The sequence below is a fragment of the Flavobacterium circumlabens genome (genome assembly GCF_004345565.1).
Classification (GTDB): Bacteria; Bacteroidota; Bacteroidia; order Flavobacteriales; family Flavobacteriaceae; genus Flavobacterium; species Flavobacterium circumlabens.
This window is the reverse complement of record NZ_SLWA01000002.1, coordinates 285,440-302,942: the sequence shown is the minus strand read 5'-3', so window position 1 is coordinate 302,942 and position 17,503 is coordinate 285,440. Positions and strand designations below refer to the sequence as shown.

The 17,503-nt window shown below is 33.6% G+C and carries 16 protein-coding genes; 8 read left to right on the top strand and 8 right to left on the bottom strand.

The annotated features are described in order from the left end of the window. Nucleotides 1-600: 600 nt before the first annotated feature. A complete protein-coding gene (locus EV142_RS05895; RefSeq protein ID WP_127337570.1) occupies nucleotides 601-2,313 on the bottom strand; it encodes an AraC family transcriptional regulator in 1,713 nt (570 codons plus the stop codon). Nucleotides 2,314-2,668: 355 nt separating this feature from the next. Here EV142_RS05895 and EV142_RS05890 point away from each other — a divergent pair, with 355 nt between their 5' ends. From EV142_RS05890 to EV142_RS05860, 7 genes are all read left to right on the top strand, one after another. Further along, nucleotides 2,669-3,379: a hypothetical protein gene (locus EV142_RS05890; RefSeq protein ID WP_127337571.1), complete on the top strand. Its 711-nt coding sequence runs from the start codon at nucleotides 2,669-2,671 to the stop codon at nucleotides 3,377-3,379. An 11-nt stretch (nucleotides 3,380-3,390) separates the two neighbouring features. After that, nucleotides 3,391-3,654: a hypothetical protein gene (locus EV142_RS24210; protein WP_127337572.1), complete on the top strand. Its 264-nt coding sequence runs from the start codon at nucleotides 3,391-3,393 to the stop codon at nucleotides 3,652-3,654. Nucleotides 3,655-3,707: 53 nt separating this feature from the next. Next, nucleotides 3,708-4,568: a helix-turn-helix domain-containing protein gene (locus EV142_RS05880; protein WP_158286301.1), complete on the top strand. Its 861-nt coding sequence runs from the start codon at nucleotides 3,708-3,710 to the stop codon at nucleotides 4,566-4,568. Between the two features lie 42 nt (nucleotides 4,569-4,610). Then, the gene (locus EV142_RS05875; RefSeq protein WP_127337574.1) at nucleotides 4,611-5,459 is read left to right on the top strand and encodes an RteC domain-containing protein; all 849 of its coding nucleotides are present in this window, start codon (nucleotides 4,611-4,613) and stop codon (nucleotides 5,457-5,459) included. 277 nt (nucleotides 5,460-5,736) lie between these two features. Beyond that, a complete protein-coding gene (locus tag EV142_RS05870; RefSeq protein WP_127337575.1) occupies nucleotides 5,737-6,054 on the top strand; it encodes a helix-turn-helix domain-containing protein in 318 nt (105 codons plus the stop codon). Between the two features lie 81 nt (nucleotides 6,055-6,135). Beyond that, entirely contained in the window at nucleotides 6,136-7,572 is a 1,437-nt protein-coding gene (locus EV142_RS05865; protein WP_127337576.1) for a DUF4099 domain-containing protein, read from the top strand. Nucleotides 7,573-7,591: 19 nt separating this feature from the next. Next, nucleotides 7,592-9,664, top strand: a complete 2,073-nt coding sequence (locus EV142_RS05860) for a type IA DNA topoisomerase (protein ID WP_127337577.1) — start codon at nucleotides 7,592-7,594, stop codon at nucleotides 9,662-9,664. 119 nt (nucleotides 9,665-9,783) lie between these two features. On the opposite strand, the gene EV142_RS05855 is transcribed toward EV142_RS05860, so the two are convergent. The 7 genes from EV142_RS05855 to EV142_RS05825 form a co-directional block, all read right to left on the bottom strand. Continuing rightward, entirely contained in the window at nucleotides 9,784-10,407 is a 624-nt protein-coding gene (locus tag EV142_RS05855) for a hypothetical protein (RefSeq protein WP_127337578.1), read from the bottom strand. Nucleotides 10,408-10,465: 58 nt separating this feature from the next. Beyond that, a complete protein-coding gene (locus tag EV142_RS05850; protein WP_127337579.1) occupies nucleotides 10,466-10,693 on the bottom strand; it encodes a hypothetical protein in 228 nt (75 codons plus the stop codon). 217 nt (nucleotides 10,694-10,910) lie between these two features. Further along, nucleotides 10,911-11,348 (bottom strand): hypothetical protein, encoded by a 438-nt coding sequence (locus EV142_RS05845; protein WP_127337580.1) that lies wholly within the window; start codon nucleotides 11,346-11,348, stop codon nucleotides 10,911-10,913. Between the two features lie 60 nt (nucleotides 11,349-11,408). Beyond that, nucleotides 11,409-12,170, bottom strand: a complete 762-nt coding sequence (locus EV142_RS05840) for a restriction endonuclease (RefSeq protein WP_158286300.1) — start codon at nucleotides 12,168-12,170, stop codon at nucleotides 11,409-11,411. Between the two features lie 187 nt (nucleotides 12,171-12,357). Then, complete coding sequence (locus EV142_RS05835) at nucleotides 12,358-13,026, bottom strand: hypothetical protein (RefSeq protein WP_127337582.1); 669 nt, start codon at nucleotides 13,024-13,026, stop codon at nucleotides 12,358-12,360. Nucleotides 13,027-13,240: 214 nt separating this feature from the next. Then, a complete protein-coding gene (locus EV142_RS05830) occupies nucleotides 13,241-13,480 on the bottom strand; it encodes a hypothetical protein (protein WP_127337583.1) in 240 nt (79 codons plus the stop codon). Nucleotides 13,481-13,567: 87 nt separating this feature from the next. Continuing rightward, a complete protein-coding gene (locus EV142_RS05825; protein ID WP_127337584.1) occupies nucleotides 13,568-13,861 on the bottom strand; it encodes a hypothetical protein in 294 nt (97 codons plus the stop codon). Nucleotides 13,862-14,470: 609 nt separating this feature from the next. Here EV142_RS05825 and EV142_RS05820 point away from each other — a divergent pair. After that, the gene (locus EV142_RS05820; RefSeq protein WP_127337585.1) at nucleotides 14,471-17,494 is read left to right on the top strand and encodes a SusC/RagA family TonB-linked outer membrane protein; all 3,024 of its coding nucleotides are present in this window, start codon (nucleotides 14,471-14,473) and stop codon (nucleotides 17,492-17,494) included. Nucleotides 17,495-17,503 lie beyond the last annotated feature (9 nt).

The following is a 17,503-nucleotide window of genomic DNA, read 5'->3' as shown; positions in this document are numbered from 1 at the left end:
AATTTTTTAATAAAACATAAAGTATTTCATAAAATAAAATATTTTTTTAAGATAAAAAATTAATATTAACCAAGTTAAGTTGGAGAAATATTTATCTCGTTTTTTTAACCCGATTTTGAAATCTTATTTGTTATATTCAGATTTATATATAGCCCGTTGAGTATAATTATTGAAAATTTTCTTAATACATAGAACATGTTTTTTATTTATAAAAAGAAAATAAAGAATATTTTATCTATTATTGGTCCACTCAAATATATCTGAAATTGACATCCAAGAGAACTTGAATTTTACATTTACGAACGTAAGAAGACTATTTATCAATATATATTTATCCGCGTTAAAATCCAAATTATATTAATTTAAAAGAATGAAATAGAGAAGTTACTGATTTAGAATAAATTCCCAGAGTTTTAATCCGTATTAGGTGCTATTATGCTCGTTTTTTTGAATTATAATACCCTAATATTACATCTAAAATAAAAAAAGTGCAATTACCTTATATTGTTATAATAGAAAATTCTAGTATAATTTTAATTATTGGTAAAACTGTTAATTAAATAGTAGAATAGTTTTTAAGTAACTTTTAATTAAATTATTTTAATTGGATTTCAAATTAGAATTCTGTTTTTCATCTAAATGAGTCATTTCTTCTTTTTTAATTTCCTGAATGAAAAAGGAAACTGGCATTCCGGTTCTGGCAAAGAAAGCGTTGGTGAATCTTTGTGTACTGCTGAATCCCACTTCCTCAGCCAAAGCTTTATTGGTATACTTTCTAACTGCTTTATCATTTTGCAGTTGAGAAATTAAATAGTCTACTTTGAGGTCATTAATGTAATCGACGAACTTTTTTCCTCTATAGTGATAAATTATTTTTGACAGATACTTTACATTTGCGCCAAAGGCTACAGCTAATTTGCTAGAAGTCAAGTCTTTTTCGAGGAATTTGTCGTCCTTTTCAAATTTCTCCAATTGCTTCAACAATGTTTTTATTTTATCCTGATTTATATCAGCAATTACATTTGTTATTTGTTTCTCTTCAACTTTGGGGGATTTACCTTTAGTCATTAGTTCTTCGTATTTTTGTCTGTATATACGCTTATTTCTTATATTCCGGTATAGTAAAAGGATTAAGGAAAAAAATAAGAAGGCAATAACCAAACCCTGAATCAAATCATTGTGTTTTCTTCTGTTAAGAATATTTTCTATACTTTTTTTATCTGCCAACAGCTTTTTGGTGTCATACTCTTTATGGATCTTATGGGATAGATATCGATACCTGCGATCTAATATCCTGTCTATGTTTAGTAACTTTTGTATGTAATAAAGCTGGTTGTTCAGATCGTCTTTAGACTTATAATAACGTATCATCAGCTCATAATTCTCACGAAGATCTGGCCGAATATAATTTTTAGTTTCAATAATCTGAACTACTTTTTTAAAGTAAGGCAATGCTGTTTCATATTCATTTAACTGCCAATAGCTTTTGCCAATGTAAAAATAACCAACAGCCTGGTTTGCAAAGTCCTTCTTTTCTTTTATAATAGCTAAAGAATAGTTGATTTGCTTGATAGCCTCCCTATAATTTTTGAGCGCATATTGATTAATTCCTTCAGAATGAATAAAATAAGAATCCATCGTAGTGATACCCAACCTTTTTCCTTCTGACAAACCCTTTTTATTTGTTTGGGAACATAAGCCATAATTCCCAATTCTGTTGTAGCACAATCCAAGTGAATGAAGTGAGTTTAGATAACCTCTTGGATCTTCTTTTTCAAAAAAAGCAATGCATTGCCGAAATAACGATATGGCTTCATCATAAAAACCTAGATAATATTTTATATGGCCTATTGTATACTTTACTTTATGAATTAAATAATTGTCTTTGGTTTTTGAAATAAAATCATTTGCAATGAGGTAATTGTCCAATGCCTGATCATGTTGTTTCAGTCCATAGTAAACGATCCCTTTTGACAAATAAGCAGAACCGATAAGATTATTCTCCTTAGACTGCTTAGCACTGTATATCATGCTGTCGGCATAAATGAGTTTTAGTTTATCGGGTGAATGATGGAGGTAATTTTTGTATCCATTGACTATCTCCTCGAAATTTTTTTCAGACTTCGATTTTAATAAAAATGATTTTAAATACAAGGACTGCCTGATAGTATCACCTTGCGATTGGTCAATCCTATCATAGAGATAGTCATAATCTTTACGTAGAAGTGAGTCCGGAATTTTAAAGGCACTTTCTTGTGCTGTAATCTGATTTCCCAGGCATAGGAAAAAAACGAGTAGATATTTTTTAATCATAGGTTAAGATAAAAGTGTATACTATTTTATTGTAAGATAATTTCTAAAGAAAGGGGTTTTGTCTTCCAGAAATGTTCTTGAACAGTTTTTCTAAAAAAAAGAACATCAAATATAATATAAACAATTGATAATGAGATGAATATTTTTAAAAAATAGGGTATGGATTTTCCGAAAATCGATATGCTATTTTCCGAAAATCGACAATACATCTTTTGCGAGATTGAAATCCAGCTTCTAGCTTTGTCCCGAATTCAAAAGCAAAAATGTTTGGCATCGTGCTAAATAAAAGTTCTGCTTCCCGGGGAAATGAACTGGCGAAAAAAAAAGTAGCCGGTCACATTTAACAAATTTAATCATGAAAAATTTATCATTATGGGTACTTACCATTACAATTCTGTCGATTTCCTGCACAAATGATTTTACAGCGGATAGCGAATTAAAAGAAATTAATTCCCTTGAGGGCTCAACCTCTAAGCTGAGTAAATCCAATGTATCCAGTTTCGCTAAAAATTCACTTACTCTGCAAATCGATCAGCTGCTATCACAATTTTATGATCAGAGTACTTTCGATTCTGAATCAATTCTTTCAATTAATCAGGCGATCCATCCCACTGGAAATACAACAGTATCATTGGTTGCGGGTAATTTAAACCTGACCAATTCATCAATCGATGCAATCAGAAATGCAGTAAACCAATCGCAGGGACTATTTGAATTAAACGTCGATAATCCTTCTATGACAGCAGCAGGGAAAGCCAGTCTGTCAAACTTTATTGAAAACATTATGGAATTCAATAATGGTGATTACCAAAGTATGCTCCAGTCAATAGCACTTTATCAATCTAATATTAGCACTGATACTTCCTATACATCGGAAGATAAGTGTGTCATACTCGCTATATCTTCGATTGCAGGCTCTTCCCTTTTTTACGAAAAAAAGCGTGGGGATAAAGATTGGGACACAGCTATTGGTAACAGGGATGATAATTTTATCCCCACAGATGAAATTACTTTTAAAACGGTAAGAATGGCTTTGCTGTCCGGAATTATTCAAAATAATTTATAAAAAGAGAAATCATGTATCTATCACCCAAGATTGAAAAAAGAATCGTAACTGTTTTTTGCGTGTTTTTAATCATTTTTAATCTTATCGAGCTTTATTTCATTTATGAGCTGTCGAAATTTGATGAAATGATTGGTTATCCATCCATAAATGAGGTTAAAACCCGTAATGTACGACCGCTGGCTTTTCTGTTTTTTACAGATAACCTTGCCAACTTATTATTTGTGTCCGTTTCCTTGATGTGGATATTAATGTCCAATAGTTCCTATCAAGACTGATGATCCAAAATTTTCTTTAGGGTTTATCACAGCAAATGTTTAAAATTAATGTTTTGATAAAGAAAAGTTTATTATACCGGCATTCAGACCTGCAGGTCTTTACTTTTGAAAGGTTTTGTTCGAAAGCTGCACTGGAACAATATTTTAACAGCAGTTACTTCATTATAATTTTGATAAATTCAGGATGTATAACCTTGCGGGCAAATCATGTGGAGTATTACTTATGCCAAAGTGAACTGCTTGTAATACCGGTTAGAACTTCTTGCGAGATTGTATTGATGAGTGAAACATTGGAGATTTCCCTACTTTCTTTTACACCAGGTTTTATCTTTAAGAATACAATAAGAAAGCCAAACATAGGTTTCTTTGAATTTTTTATCGCAAAATTTCCATCGAAAATAAAGCTCAAGGATGAGGATTCTCTTTTGCTGAATGATTTGTTTGCTTTAACAGGAAACAAAAGATACAAAACAAATGAATATCCATTTTATAACGAAGTACTGTCGCTGAGCTTCAATCTTTTGTTGTATGTGCTTGCTTCAATATACAGCAAAGATTCCTGTAATGTAAAAGAAAAACATACCCGAAAGGAAAAACTGGTATTCCAATTTTTACAACTAGTAGAGCTTCATTGTGCAAAAGAGCATAGTGTCAAGTTTTATTCTGATGCATTATTAATAACAAAAGGACACCTTAGTAAAACCGTACAGCAGGTCACCAATAAGACCGTTAAGCAGTTTATCGAAGAAGCACTTATTTTGGAAGCTAAAATTTTGCTTCAAAATGATGACTTGACCATTTTGCAGATTATTGAGGAATTACATTTTTGTAATTCCTCATCTTTTAGCAATTTTTTTAGAAAATCAACTTTCATGTCCCCCTCGGAGTACCGTTTAAGGCTGAGATCTGAATGAACCTGAAAGATGGAATTATATTGTTTGCATAATATTATTAATATGATACAATCCCCTTACAAAGATGTCCTTTACAGTATCGTAAAAAAAGAACAGGAAATCAGTTTGGAATCCGTGCATGTAATAGACGAGTCCTATCGTATGATTATTTTCCTGCAGGATTTATTGTCAGGAATGAAAAAGCAAGTTTTGGAGCATCATTTTACAGAGGCAAATGAAGAAATCGAATTCTTCAGAATTATTAAGCCACAAATACTTGGAAAGTTGATTTACTATAATAAAGTGTACAGGATAGAAACATCCTGTCCGGTAAATGGAGGAAAAATGTATTATAAATATTTTTCCGGTGAATTGCAGCATTTGAAGAATGAATATAAAGAACATATTTGCAATTCTGATTTTTACCGGTATTATCGGTCAGGGAGAACCGACAGAGACCATGACTTTTTTAAATTAGGAAAAATAAATCTAAACACTGGTCTTAACAGTTTTATTTTTGAAGTTGATACTCAATTTTCTACTTACTATGATTATAAAGTTTCCCGTATCATAGCGGATGAACTGCTCTACAATTACCTGATTATCAAAATTAATCCTGTTGACAAGCCCGATATGGTTTTGCAGAATGCTGAATCCACAAAAGATGTTTTCTGGACAGAATCGAAAAATGCACTGATAGAGTTGATTTATGCACTTTATGTATCGGGGGCAATTTCTAACGGTAAAACTGGAATCCGCAAAATCAGCTTAATCTTTCAAATCGTGTTTCGTATCCAATTAGGAGATATCCACCATGCTTTTCACCGTATGAAAGAACGCTCAGGTAATCGCACTTTGTTTTTAGACCAGCTCAAAACTTCCTTAGATCAGTATATGGATAAAGATCTATAAAATTCATACATATCATTCTTAGCTAAAGCAGTGTCATAAAAACACTGCTTTTTTTATTACCTGCCCATATCCACCCATTGGCAGAATACTCCTGCGGCCTTAGTTTATCAACCAACAAAAATGAACAAACGTTGATAAACAAGCCATTGTTTGTTTTTCTGAAATCTCAAAAAAAATACTTTTCAATTGGCAAGCCTTGGCAGAAAATGTCATTAATGCGTTCCAATTTTGCATAGATCATTAATCGAGAATTAGTAATTGATAAAACATAGCTATTATGAATATCGACAGAATGGAATTTATGTCATGGATGGAGCGTATAATGGATCGCTTCGATATACTGGGCGAACACTTTGAAAATACCCAAAAACAAAAGAGCGCTATTGATGGGGAAGAATTGCTGGACAGTCAGGACCTGTTTATGATGCTCAAGGTCAGCTCACGTTCTTTACAGCGTTACCGATCCTCGGGTAAGCTTCCTTATTATACCATTAGCGGCAAACTGTACTATAAACTATCTGATGTAAACCAGTTTGTCCGCGATAGCTTTTCTGCTCCACTTAGAAAACAGATTAAGACAATTCCGGACAAATAAAGCCTCAAAAAGACTTGAACAGTCTGGCTATTGAGCTTTGGTTTACTTTCGATCCTACTTTAACAAAACTGAAAATATATTATGAGTGAACAAGAGAAACCCAAACAAGAAACTCCAGAGCAACTGACAGACATTCTTTTAGTACTGGACCAGGAAAAAATGAAAATTGTGGATGTAAAAGGAATTGATAAAAATGGAGAATTGGAAACAGTTCCCGCTGATAAAAAAAATCAAAATCAATTTATGCGGGTTGATAAACAAGGAGATTTGCTGTCCAACTTCTTTTCCAATTTCTTTAGCCAGCTAAAAAATCCGACCCGTTTCAATTTTTTCAAAGTGCCACAATTGCTGTCTGTAGGTATTGCTGCAGAAATGCAAAAACAGATTGATAATCCAAAGCCCGAAGGCGAAAAACTAATGAAAGAATATGAAGTTAAGATGGAATTACAAAAAGATAACAAAGTAGAAAATCATAAAAACATGGAAACAACACAAACAACAACAGAAACAAGCGAGTATCGTTTTAAACCAGAACAAATCGATTGGGATACCATGAACAATCTGGGGCTCAGCAAAGAAAAACTAGAAAAGATGAATCTGCTTGAACCGTTACTTAAAGGCTACAAGTCAAATGAACTGGTTCCCATCAGCCTTAATTTAGGAACTGCTATCACACGAATGGATGCAAGGCTGTCATTACAGTCAAATGAAGAAGGACAGGTTGTAGTTGCCATTCACGGTATAAGGAAAGAACCAACATTAAATTTTCCATTTTTCGGGCATGAATTTAGCAAAGAAGATAAGGACAACCTGCTTAAAACCGGCAATATGGGGCGTGTTGTAGATCTTACCAATCTCAAAACAGGAGAACCAGTTCCCTCAATTATCAGTGTAGACAGGCTTACCAATGAATTAGTAGCCCTTCATGTGGATAAGATAAAGATCCCGGATGAAATCAAAGGAATCAAACTTAATGAAGAACAAAAACAAACCTTACTGGAAGGCAAACCGCTTTACATCGAGGGGATGATCTCCAAAAAAGGGGATCCATTTAATGCTACTGTCCAGTTTAATGCCGATAAACGATATGTCGAATTCCAATTTGACAGAACCCAGAGTACTGGTCAAACCCAAAATAACCAGCAGCAAAACCAAGAAGTTCCAAAAACCATACGAGGGAAAGAGCTCAGTGAGCAGCAGTACGAACAATTTGCAGCAGGAAAAACCATTTATGTAGACGGATTGGTGGATAAACAAGGTAAAGAATACAAAGGGTATCTGACTTTCAATAAAGATACCGGTAAAGCCGGGTTTTCATTTAGTAATCCTAACAGTGTGAAGGTTCAGCCAGCCGAAGAACATAAAACCCAGACAGCTGTTAATTCCGAAGGTAAAACCAATGAGGCGACTAAAAATAGCACAGAACCACTAAAATCAGGACAGAAAGAACCTGACAGCAAGAAACAACAGGAAGAGCAAGACAACACACCAGCCAAGAGCAAAGGTAGAAAAATGTAATCATAAAAAACATTAAGATATGAAAGCAGTGATTACTGAAAAACCAAGTGTTGCCCGTGAAATAGCCTTATTATTAGGCGCAACAAATAAGGAAAACGGTTTTTTTACAGGAAATGGTTATATAGTCACTTGGGCTTTAGGGCATTTAGTAGGACTTGGTTTGCCTGAAGATTATGGATTTTCAGGCTTTCAAAAAGATGTCTTACCAATATTGCCTAAGCCTTTTCTGTTAAAAGTTCGAAAAGTAAAAAATGAGAAAGGCTATGTTACTGATACAGGTGCTGCAAAACAGCTTAAAATCATCGCACAGGTAATAAAAAGCTGTGAAAGCATTATTGTGGCTACTGATGCCGGACGTGAAGGAGAATTGATTTTCCGTTATATCTACCAATACCTGCAATGTAAGAAACCATTTGAACGGTTGTGGATTAGCTCTCTTACTGAGAAAGCCATCAAACAGGGATTTGATAATCTTAAACCAGGCAGTGATTTTGATGGTTTGTATCTGGCCGCAAGGGCAAGAAGCCGTGCCGATTGGCTTGTAGGTATCAACGCCTCGCAGGCACTCAGTATTTCTGCAGGTAATAGTATTTATACATTAGGAAGAGTACAAACACCAACGCTGGCTTTAATCTGTAAACGATATTTGGAAAACAAAAGTTTTACAATTCAGACGTACTGGCAGCTGCAGCTTAGCCATCAAAAAGAGTTTATTAACTTTATTAGCCTCTCCAAAAACAAATGGGATGATAAAAAACAAGCTGATGCTATTTTCAAGTCCATTCAGCGAAGCAAAACTGCCAATGTTACTTCCGTAGAAAGTAAAACCATTACAGAGCATCCGCCTCTTCTTTTTGATCTAACGGGCCTACAGAAAGAGGCCAATAAAAAGCTGAACTTTTCAGCAGAAGAAACGCTCTCTATTGTCCAAAGCCTTTACGAAAAGAGATTCATCAGCTATCCAAGGACCGGAAGCAAATATATCCCGGAAGATCTTTGGGATGAAATTTCTAATCTGGTCAGAGCATTGGAAAACAAACCCTCTTGTAAAGAAGCCTTTGCCAGAATAAAATGGGGACGATTGAATAAACGCATAGTTAACGACCTGAAAGTGACCGATCATCATGGACTTCTTATTACAGAGAAAATACCCTCTGTATTACCTGCTAAAGAAAATTCTATTTATGATATGATTGCCCTACGGTTATTAGAAGCGGTTTCCGAGGCTAGCATAAAAGAAATTACAGACATAACGTTAAATGTTTTGCATTATGATTTTTCTTTGAAAGGTTCTAAAGTCATGCAGGCAGGATGGCGTGCCATTAAAGGAAGTTTTTTTGACGAAGACAGTGAACACATTCAGGAGCTGCCAGAACTAAAAGTTGGCGATGAAGTTAAAATCAAAGAAGCCGTTGTACTGGAAAAGAAAACGAAGCCTCCTGTTTTATATACAGAAGCGGGGCTTTTATCTGCTATGGAAACTGCCGGAAAGGAAATTGAAAGTGAATATGCACGAAAAGCGTTACAAAATATTGGAATAGGTACGCCCGCGACAAGAGCTGGTATCATAGAGATACTTTTTAGCAGAAAGTATATTCAGAGGCAAAAAAAATCCCTGATACCAACTGAAAAAGGACTGCAAGTGTATAATCTTGTGAAAGATAAAAAAATTGCAGATGTAGCAATGACCGGCGAATGGGAATTGGCTTTAGAAAAAATAGAACATAATCAAATTGATTTTGATGTCTTCCAAAAGGAAATTGAAGCTTATGCAACTTCTATCACTGCAGAACTTCTTAATGCTTCCATAGCAACTGAAAATTTACCTGCTCTTATTTGTCCTAAATGCAGAAACAACCAATTACTCATCAAAGATATACTTGTCAAATGTCCCGATGACAATTGCAAATGGATACAGTTTCGTAATGTTTGCGGAATCCATTTGAGCATAGCTGATATAGAGAAATTGGTCAATGAAAAAAGAACCTCCCTTATTAAAGGAATGAAAAGTAAATCTGGTAAAAAATTCAATGCTTATATTGCGATTGCTGGTGATGGGAAAACTGTCTTTGAGTTTGAAACAACTAAATAGCTTTAAACATATTCGCAGCTTACTATTATTAAATGTTTTGATGATAGAATATATTAAATGATATAAAAGTAAATAGTTACTTAAAATTCAAACAACTCTTTTACTCGTAAAGCACTCCGTTACCTATCGGCTATATTTTTTCTTTGTAAATCCAATTTATTAATAGCTTCTTCTAGTATTTTGGTTTCAGTCTTATCAAGAATTGCTTGTTCATATTCCTGACTAAGATTTGTAACAATAGAATTGTTCTTTGATTCATATAGATATCGAATTCCATCTTTTTTATTTTCGCCGGCTTTGCTGAGTATGGATTCAATTGCTAATTGCGAAAGTTTCTCAGCAGTTACTTTTCCGTCAATATTTTTCCCAATTGATGTATAAATAACTGTTTCAACATTTTCGAAATCTCTAATATACTTCACTACAACTTGGTTATTTGTTGGAGTTATAACTTCTACATATTTTTTATCATCAAAATTATGTCTTTCTCTCCTCCATAATATTGATTTTGCATGAGATAAATCGGTAGAATTCTCTAAAACTAGAATAACAGCTTTAACTTCATTTCCTGTCTCAAAAGGAATTAATGTTGGTGCACCACTCCTAGAGCTACTAGTGCGTGCAAATTCAACTTTGAATGGAGTTTTACAATTTATTCTATCGATAATTATAGGCTCGATTTCTTTTCCAGGATTGTCAATTAGAGAACCATATGCTAAAATTCCAATTTTATATTTAGTCATAGTTTTGCGATTTAATGAGTAAGATTAATTGGTCTAAGATAATAGCTATAGCTTAATTCTAATCATGATTAAATTCCCAATCATCCCCGTAAGTTTCATTATCATCAAAATCATCGTCATTACCGCTATTATTAGTTGGTGGAACATAACTATAATCGTCATCATCATCGAAATTAGTATTAGAATTATTTTCTTGACGAGACTTATCGTAAGCAGAATTATTTGGATTTAATTGATTAGAGCGATTATCCTTATTAGCTTTATTTGGATCGGAATTATTATTCATTTTTTTAGTTTTGATATTAACAATATTAATAAAAAAAGAAATATGATGAATAGTTTTTTATCTGAATATTGAGACTATAGCTTAACTGCTAAAACCTTAATCTTGCGAATCACTGTTATTGCTAGTATATTTATTTAGTTATTTCCCAGTGATCATCAATAACGATGTTTTTTTGCTTATAATTTCCAGTAAGATTTTTTACTCCTTTTATTAACCCCTAACCAGCAATTCCAGTTAAGATTGGAACTGCAGCTACAACTACGATTCCTGTTGCAGCACCAGCGCCAACAAAGCCACCAATAGCGGCTAGCCCAGACATTATTCCTGCACCAGATAAACCAGCAGTTCCTAACCCGCCAACTACAGCTGTAATACTTCCGAATCCAATTCCAGCTCCACTTACAGTTCCAAGTCTTTCAGAAAACTTTTCTTTTTCAGCATTACTTAATTTAGAATATTTGACAAAACCTAAAGTAATTAATAGTCCAGTTTGTTTTATCATTTCATTAGTCGGAGTAGTTTGATTGTTTAATAATCTTTCCAAAGTTGAAATCGAGCAATTTATTGCTTTTGAAACTTTTCGAACCTCTAATTTATTTTGACTTAAAAATGATTTTAAAACTTGACTGTAGTTATCAGGGGTAATTCTTTCCATTTATTTGTTATTTAACTTTATGAGTAATCCATCTATTTTGAATCCAAGAATACATTGCTTTTATTCATAAAATTCTCTTTTTAAATCTTCGGGTTCTATACATAAAGAATGACAGTTTTCTCTTTTAGAGTCATCATACATTAGAATCAATTGAAACTTTACATTGATTTTTTTTGCTAAAAGTATTATATAATCATAGGATTCTTTTTTTAAGCTTCTCGGAGTAAGATCAAATTCTTTATTTCTAGTGATAAATTCATTTGCTAGTTTTTTTGACAAAAATAACATAATTACTTTTGGAGTCTTTTCAAAGCTTACAATATGATAAGTTCCAGTTAATTCTCCATTATTATGCTCCATAAGTACATAAAATGGTTCTCCAATAATATGCTCGTTTGGTAAAAATATCTGCTTTAAACGACTTCCAACCAGATTGAAAAAATTTGGAAGATCATCTGTAGTCATAAGAATTATATCGTGTTCCGATGCATAACTTTTTGCTCCAGATTGAAAGCCACTATTAGATATAAATACACCAGTTATGTTTTGTGATTTTGAAATTTTAGCATGAAAATCTCTTATTTGGTTTATTGCTATCGGTGAGGAATGTTTTTTGCATTCAATTGCCACTCTATGGCGGACTCTCGCTTTTACAAATTCATATAAAATGTCAATCTCATCCGTGTAACCATTCCTCAGAAGCTTTACATTTCTTGAAATTACAACTGGTTCTTCATCCGTGTTTGTTTCTAATATCAGAAGTAGCCTATATACTTTTTCAATATAGTCTTCAAAATCCTTACCTTTTTTATAGTTTTCCACTCCAATTTTAAATATTTGTCGTTCTCTTTTAGCTGGTGATTTTTTAGGAAATAACCAAAATATAAGAGCTTATTGAATTATAGGTACGACTATTCATCAACATTTTATATTACATTTTTTAACATAACGAAACTTGTTGAAATAGTGGCCATTTAATAATTATTTATAAGTCACAGTCTATTTCTAATTATTTTCCTTTCTTACTTTTCTTTTTAATTTCTTTCATCACATCAATTTTAACCCATTTGTTATCTTTTTCAGAAAACTTCACAAAATCCGGAATTTGATAAGTAGTCTTGATCTTTTGATCTTTTAGGAAATCAAGTACTTTGTCTAATGAGTGTTCAATAACTTCGTCACTTAGATTTCCTTTTAGTTCAAAACTGAAACTTGTGTTTTCATCTAAATTAACTTTTAAACCAAATGTTATGTCTTTCTCTTCAACAGATGCAGAAGTCACTTTACTGATTTTCTTTCTCTTAATTTTATCTCTAGCGAAAAATATAGTTTCTTTAATAATATCCCAAGCTGCATTTGTCGCTAAACCTTTTAAAAGTTCAATAATTAAAGGTTGATTTATTACTAAAAATGTAATTAAAGTATAGCTTTCAATATTATTTTGCGCAATCCCACTATAATTATATGAACTCAATTCAAGTTCCGCTTTTTTTAGTATTTGATTTATATCTTCAATCTCTTCATTTTCAAAGACTCCTAGATATTGTAAATGGATAACATTATCGCCGGTTTTAATACTTTTTCTTCTTTCTGCAACAAGATTTTCCTGTTGCTTGAAAGTATCACTTGAAATTATCTTTTTCAGTAGTTCGCTTGATTTCTTTCTATTTTCGTTCATATTTTCTTCAATTGATTTAATTTTTGCTGCTTAACACTTATAATCTAAATAGTAGAGACATTGTTGACTATTTATTTCTACCTCCAAATTTATATTTCATATCATTATTTTTTATTGAATATTATAAAAATACAAAACAATTATAATTATCTATTACGGTTTTCCGTATAATAAAAAAAGATGCTCTTTCAAGCATCTTTATATTTTTTAGAAATTATTTCATTTTTACAAAGCTATTCGCAACCTCTTGAATTTGCTCGTCTGTCAACTTTCCAGTTGCATTAAAATCTTGAACTTTTTCGAATGATATATTCAATCCACCATTTCTAACCCGCACCCGATAATATCCGAAACTTAAATAATGCTCAATGTAATATCCGATTTCTGAATTCTTGATTCTAGCAAGGTTTGTTATAGCTTGAACTGCACTAGTATCTTTAGTTGTTTTTTGCATAGCTTAAATTTATGATGTTAAAATTATTCGAAGAATAAAGATGCTGACCAGCGTCTTATTTTATGAATATATTTTTTTAAGTCGAAATCAAGGCAACTCTTTTTGTTTCTGTTCATTTCCTAATGCCCCATCTAGATTCGCATAATAACTATCAAAATCAAACATTATATCAAATAACTCTTTTGGATGTATTCGCATTCCAGTTGCTATTTCAATAAAAGTACTTAATCTGCAATCTATCTTATTATTTGCTGCATTGCTAATTTTAGCCTGACTCGTATTGCATTTTCCAGCTATTTCGGCATATGAGGTAACTCCTTTTATCTCCTTTATTTTTGCAGCTACTAATTCCTTAATTCTTTCAGTTTGAAACTCTTCCATAATTGCACTTTTATTCTGCAATTTGTATTTTATAATGAATTATTTCATTACCGAAATCGGTAATTTAAAATATTTTCTTATATTTGTCATTACATTAAATATGAAAATGTAATTTTGCGATTCTTCAAAACAATATTGAAGCATTCGCTTTGAATCTCGTATAGGAAAACTGGCGTTTTTAAATACCACGAGAAGATAAGTAAGATGCTCACGCTTATGGCGTGGGCTCACTTATTTGTGGTAAAGGTACCGCCAGTACCTCCTATACAATATAAGCTGAGTTCCGCGCCTTTTTTTAGGTCTTAATTTTTCTCTGCTTTATTCTTAGCAATCTTCTTTATTTCATTAGTGTTGCATAAATTTTTTTGTCTAACAATTAATCATTTGCCTGCCTATGAAATAACCTTTGTGATATTTACTGCCTGTACTGTTTAAATTTATTTGAATTAGTAAAACAGTATGGGCTTTTTAAATCTCATGCTACTTTCTCATTTTCAACAAGGTTTCCTGTTGAAACTAAACAAAAAAAGGCCCTCTATCCACTGTTGACGCACGAATAGAGAGCCGGAGAATAAATAAAACATTGTTTCACTTAACTAATCCAAAATTATGAAAATTTTTTCATTTTACAAGGGTCGGATACTTCCTTGGTACACGTTTGTTTCAGTAATTTACCTGTGCTGCTATACCACAAGAGCCAATCCAACACTACTAAAATTGCCTAACCAGCAGCAACAAATTACAGGAACCATTACAGATGGTGTGATACCTTTGGCAGGAGTTACCATAAAAGTAAAGGGAACTACAACAAGTGTAGTTTCTGATTTCGATGGTAAATACGCTATCACCGCAAATACTACTGATATTCTTATCTTTTCCTATCTCGGATATAAAACCCTTGACATTTCCATTGGTAACCGCAAGATTATCGATGTAAAAATGCTTGATAACACTACTTCATTACAGGAAGTGACTGTAAATGCGGGCTATTATTCTGTTAAAAATAGTGAACGGACTGGAAGCATAGCCAAAATCACTTCCAAGGATATAGAAAAACAACCAGTAACAAATATACTTGCTACCATGCAGGGTCGTATGGCCGGGGTTGAGATAATTCAGGATGGAGGTACTGCAGGAGGGGCTTTCCAAATAAAAATAAGAGGACAAAACAGCCTGCGTACAGATGGAAACAGTCCACTTTATATTATTGATGGTGTTCCTTATTCCTCGGAGACAATAGGCTCCACTGAGACCTCTACAATAACTGCCAGCCAGACAAGCCCTCTTAACAGTATTAATCCAGCTGATATTGAAAGTATTGAAGTGCTTAAAGATGCTGATGCCACGGCAATATATGGCTCCCGAGGTGCAAATGGCGTAGTACTTATTACCACTAAGAAAGGAAAAGCCGGGAAAACAACAGTCACGATTACAGCTTCGTCAGGTATCGGTAAAGTAACAAAAATGCTTGACCTGATGAACACCACACAATATCTGGAAATGCGGCGACAAGCTTTTGTGAACGATGGAATTACAGTTTATCCAAATTCCGCATATGACATCAACGGAGCATGGGATCAAAATCGATATACTGACTGGCAGAAAGAACTTATTGGCGGTACAGCACAAATTAACAACACCCAATTAGGAATCGCAGGAGGTTCCAGTTCAACCCAATATCTTTTAAGCGGAAACTACCGAACAGAAACCACAGTGTTTCCGGGAAATTTTGGATATAACAAAGGGGCTGTTCATTTCAGTATGAACCATGTATCTGATGATAAAAAATTTAAATTAACATTTTCTGGAGGTTACACCTCTCAAAAAAATAACCAGCCCTCCACTGACCTAACTGGTATATCACGATCATTAGCGCCCAATGCCCCTGCTTTATATGATATTGATGGAAATTTAAACTGGGAAAACAATACATTCGAAAATCCTCTGGCTTCGCTGATTAGTAAAGGAGTAATAAAAACCAATGATCTTTTGGCCAATGCAGTGCTCAGTTATGAGATTATTCCCGGTTTGGAATTCAAGACAAATTTGGGTTTTACCGATCTTAAGAATAATGAAGTGCGTACGATGCCTTCCACAATGTACAATCCTGCTTATGGGATAGGTAGTAGTGAATCAATATTACTCACTAATACAACGCTAAGACAATCCTGGATAATTGAACCGCAACTGCGTTGGAACCGAACATTTACCAATGGAAAAATGGATATTCTGATTGGCGCTACTGCACAACAGCAAAAGAACAACCGTCTGTATCAAATGGGATATGGATTTGCAAGCAACAGCCTGATAAATGACCTTTCTTCGGCAAATTCTGTTTTTACATTTACCAGTGATGAGACTGTCTATCGGTATCAGGCTTTTTTCGGAAGGATCAATTACAATTGGCAAAAACGGTTTATTGTGAATTTAACCGGACGACGCGATGGATCAAGTCGTTTTGGTCCGGGTAAACAGTTTGCTGTTTTTGGGGCTGTTGGAGCAGCATGGTTATTTTCTAACGAAAAATTCTTAAAAGAGAATAATAGCATCCTGAGTTTTGGAAAACTGCGTACAAGCTACGGAACAACAGGAAATGATCAAATCGGTGACTATCAATTTTTAAATACCTACACATCCGCAGGAACGCCTTATCAGGGAACCATCGGATTAAATCCAGTAAGACTGTTTAATCCTGATTTTGGCTGGGAAATCAATAAAAAGTTTGAAGCAGCTCTTGAAACCGGTTTTTTTCAAGACCGTGTTTTTCTAACTACGGCATGGTACCTCAATAGATCCTCAAATCAGCTTGTTGGTATACCATTGCCGGGAACCACGGGCTTTTCATCCGTAAATGCAAATTTGGATGCTACTGTAGAAAATACAGGAATAGAATTGACGCTAAGAACGTTGAATATTGACCATAAAAATTTTGATTGGACATCAAATTTTAACATCTCAGCATCAAAAAATAAATTGATATCATTTCCCGGATTGGAGGCTTCCACCTATGCTAATAATTATGTTATTGGAAGTTCCTTAAACATTACAAAAGTATTTCACTATACCGGACTCAACACACAGACAGGTATTTATGAATTTGAAGACGTAAATGGAGATGGTCTTATTACAGCAGACAAGGACAGAAAGACAGTCGCTGATTTAACCCCACAGTATTTTGGCGGGATACAAAATCAATTTCGGTTTAAGAATTTACAGTTAGACTTTCTTTTTCAATTTGTGAAACAGAAAAACTACGATTATATCGCTAATGTACCAGCGGGGGCTTTTTACAATCAAACGGCAGCTATGACAAATTCATGGCAGCAGTCAGGTGATAACACTCCTTATCAACAGAGCACAACAGGCACAAATGGAGAGGCAGTAACATCATTTTACAATTACAGGTCAAGTGATGCTGCTATTGTTGACGGATCTTATATACGCTTGAAAAACATTTCCCTCAGCTATGATTTACCATTAAAGATGGATAAAAACTTAAAATGCAGACTTTTTTTTCAAGGACAAAACCTTATGACATTTACTTCTTATAAAGGCGGTGATCCCGAGTTTAAATACGCTGGGTATTTACCACCATTAAAAATGTATACCGTTGGTGTCCAATTGACTTTCTAACATAATACT

What these genes read in the sequence shown, in the direction of transcription:
- EV142_RS05860 (WP_127337577.1), top strand. Translation starts at nt 7,592, where the DNA reads ATGAAAGCAGTGATTACTGAAAAACCAAGTGTTGCCCGTGAAATAGCC.
- EV142_RS05825 (WP_127337584.1), bottom strand. Translation starts at nt 13,861, where the DNA reads ATGGAAGAGTTTCAAACTGAAAGAATTAAGGAATTAGTAGCTGCAAAA.
- EV142_RS05820 (WP_127337585.1), top strand. Translation starts at nt 14,471, where the DNA reads ATGAAAATTTTTTCATTTTACAAGGGTCGGATACTTCCTTGGTACACG.
- EV142_RS05890 (WP_127337571.1), top strand. Translation starts at nt 2,669, where the DNA reads ATGAAAAATTTATCATTATGGGTACTTACCATTACAATTCTGTCGATT.
- EV142_RS05870 (WP_127337575.1), top strand. Translation starts at nt 5,737, where the DNA reads ATGAATATCGACAGAATGGAATTTATGTCATGGATGGAGCGTATAATG.
- EV142_RS05850 (WP_127337579.1), bottom strand. Translation starts at nt 10,693, where the DNA reads ATGAATAATAATTCCGATCCAAATAAAGCTAATAAGGATAATCGCTCT.
- EV142_RS05830 (WP_127337583.1), bottom strand. Translation starts at nt 13,480, where the DNA reads ATGCAAAAAACAACTAAAGATACTAGTGCAGTTCAAGCTATAACAAAC.
- EV142_RS05865 (WP_127337576.1), top strand. Translation starts at nt 6,136, where the DNA reads ATGAGTGAACAAGAGAAACCCAAACAAGAAACTCCAGAGCAACTGACA.
- EV142_RS24210 (WP_127337572.1), top strand. Translation starts at nt 3,391, where the DNA reads ATGTATCTATCACCCAAGATTGAAAAAAGAATCGTAACTGTTTTTTGC.
- EV142_RS05875 (WP_127337574.1), top strand. Translation starts at nt 4,611, where the DNA reads ATGATACAATCCCCTTACAAAGATGTCCTTTACAGTATCGTAAAAAAA.
- EV142_RS05895 (WP_127337570.1), bottom strand. Translation starts at nt 2,313, where the DNA reads ATGATTAAAAAATATCTACTCGTTTTTTTCCTATGCCTGGGAAATCAG.
- EV142_RS05845 (WP_127337580.1), bottom strand. Translation starts at nt 11,348, where the DNA reads ATGGAAAGAATTACCCCTGATAACTACAGTCAAGTTTTAAAATCATTT.
- EV142_RS05835 (WP_127337582.1), bottom strand. Translation starts at nt 13,026, where the DNA reads ATGAACGAAAATAGAAAGAAATCAAGCGAACTACTGAAAAAGATAATT.
- EV142_RS05855 (WP_127337578.1), bottom strand. Translation starts at nt 10,407, where the DNA reads ATGACTAAATATAAAATTGGAATTTTAGCATATGGTTCTCTAATTGAC.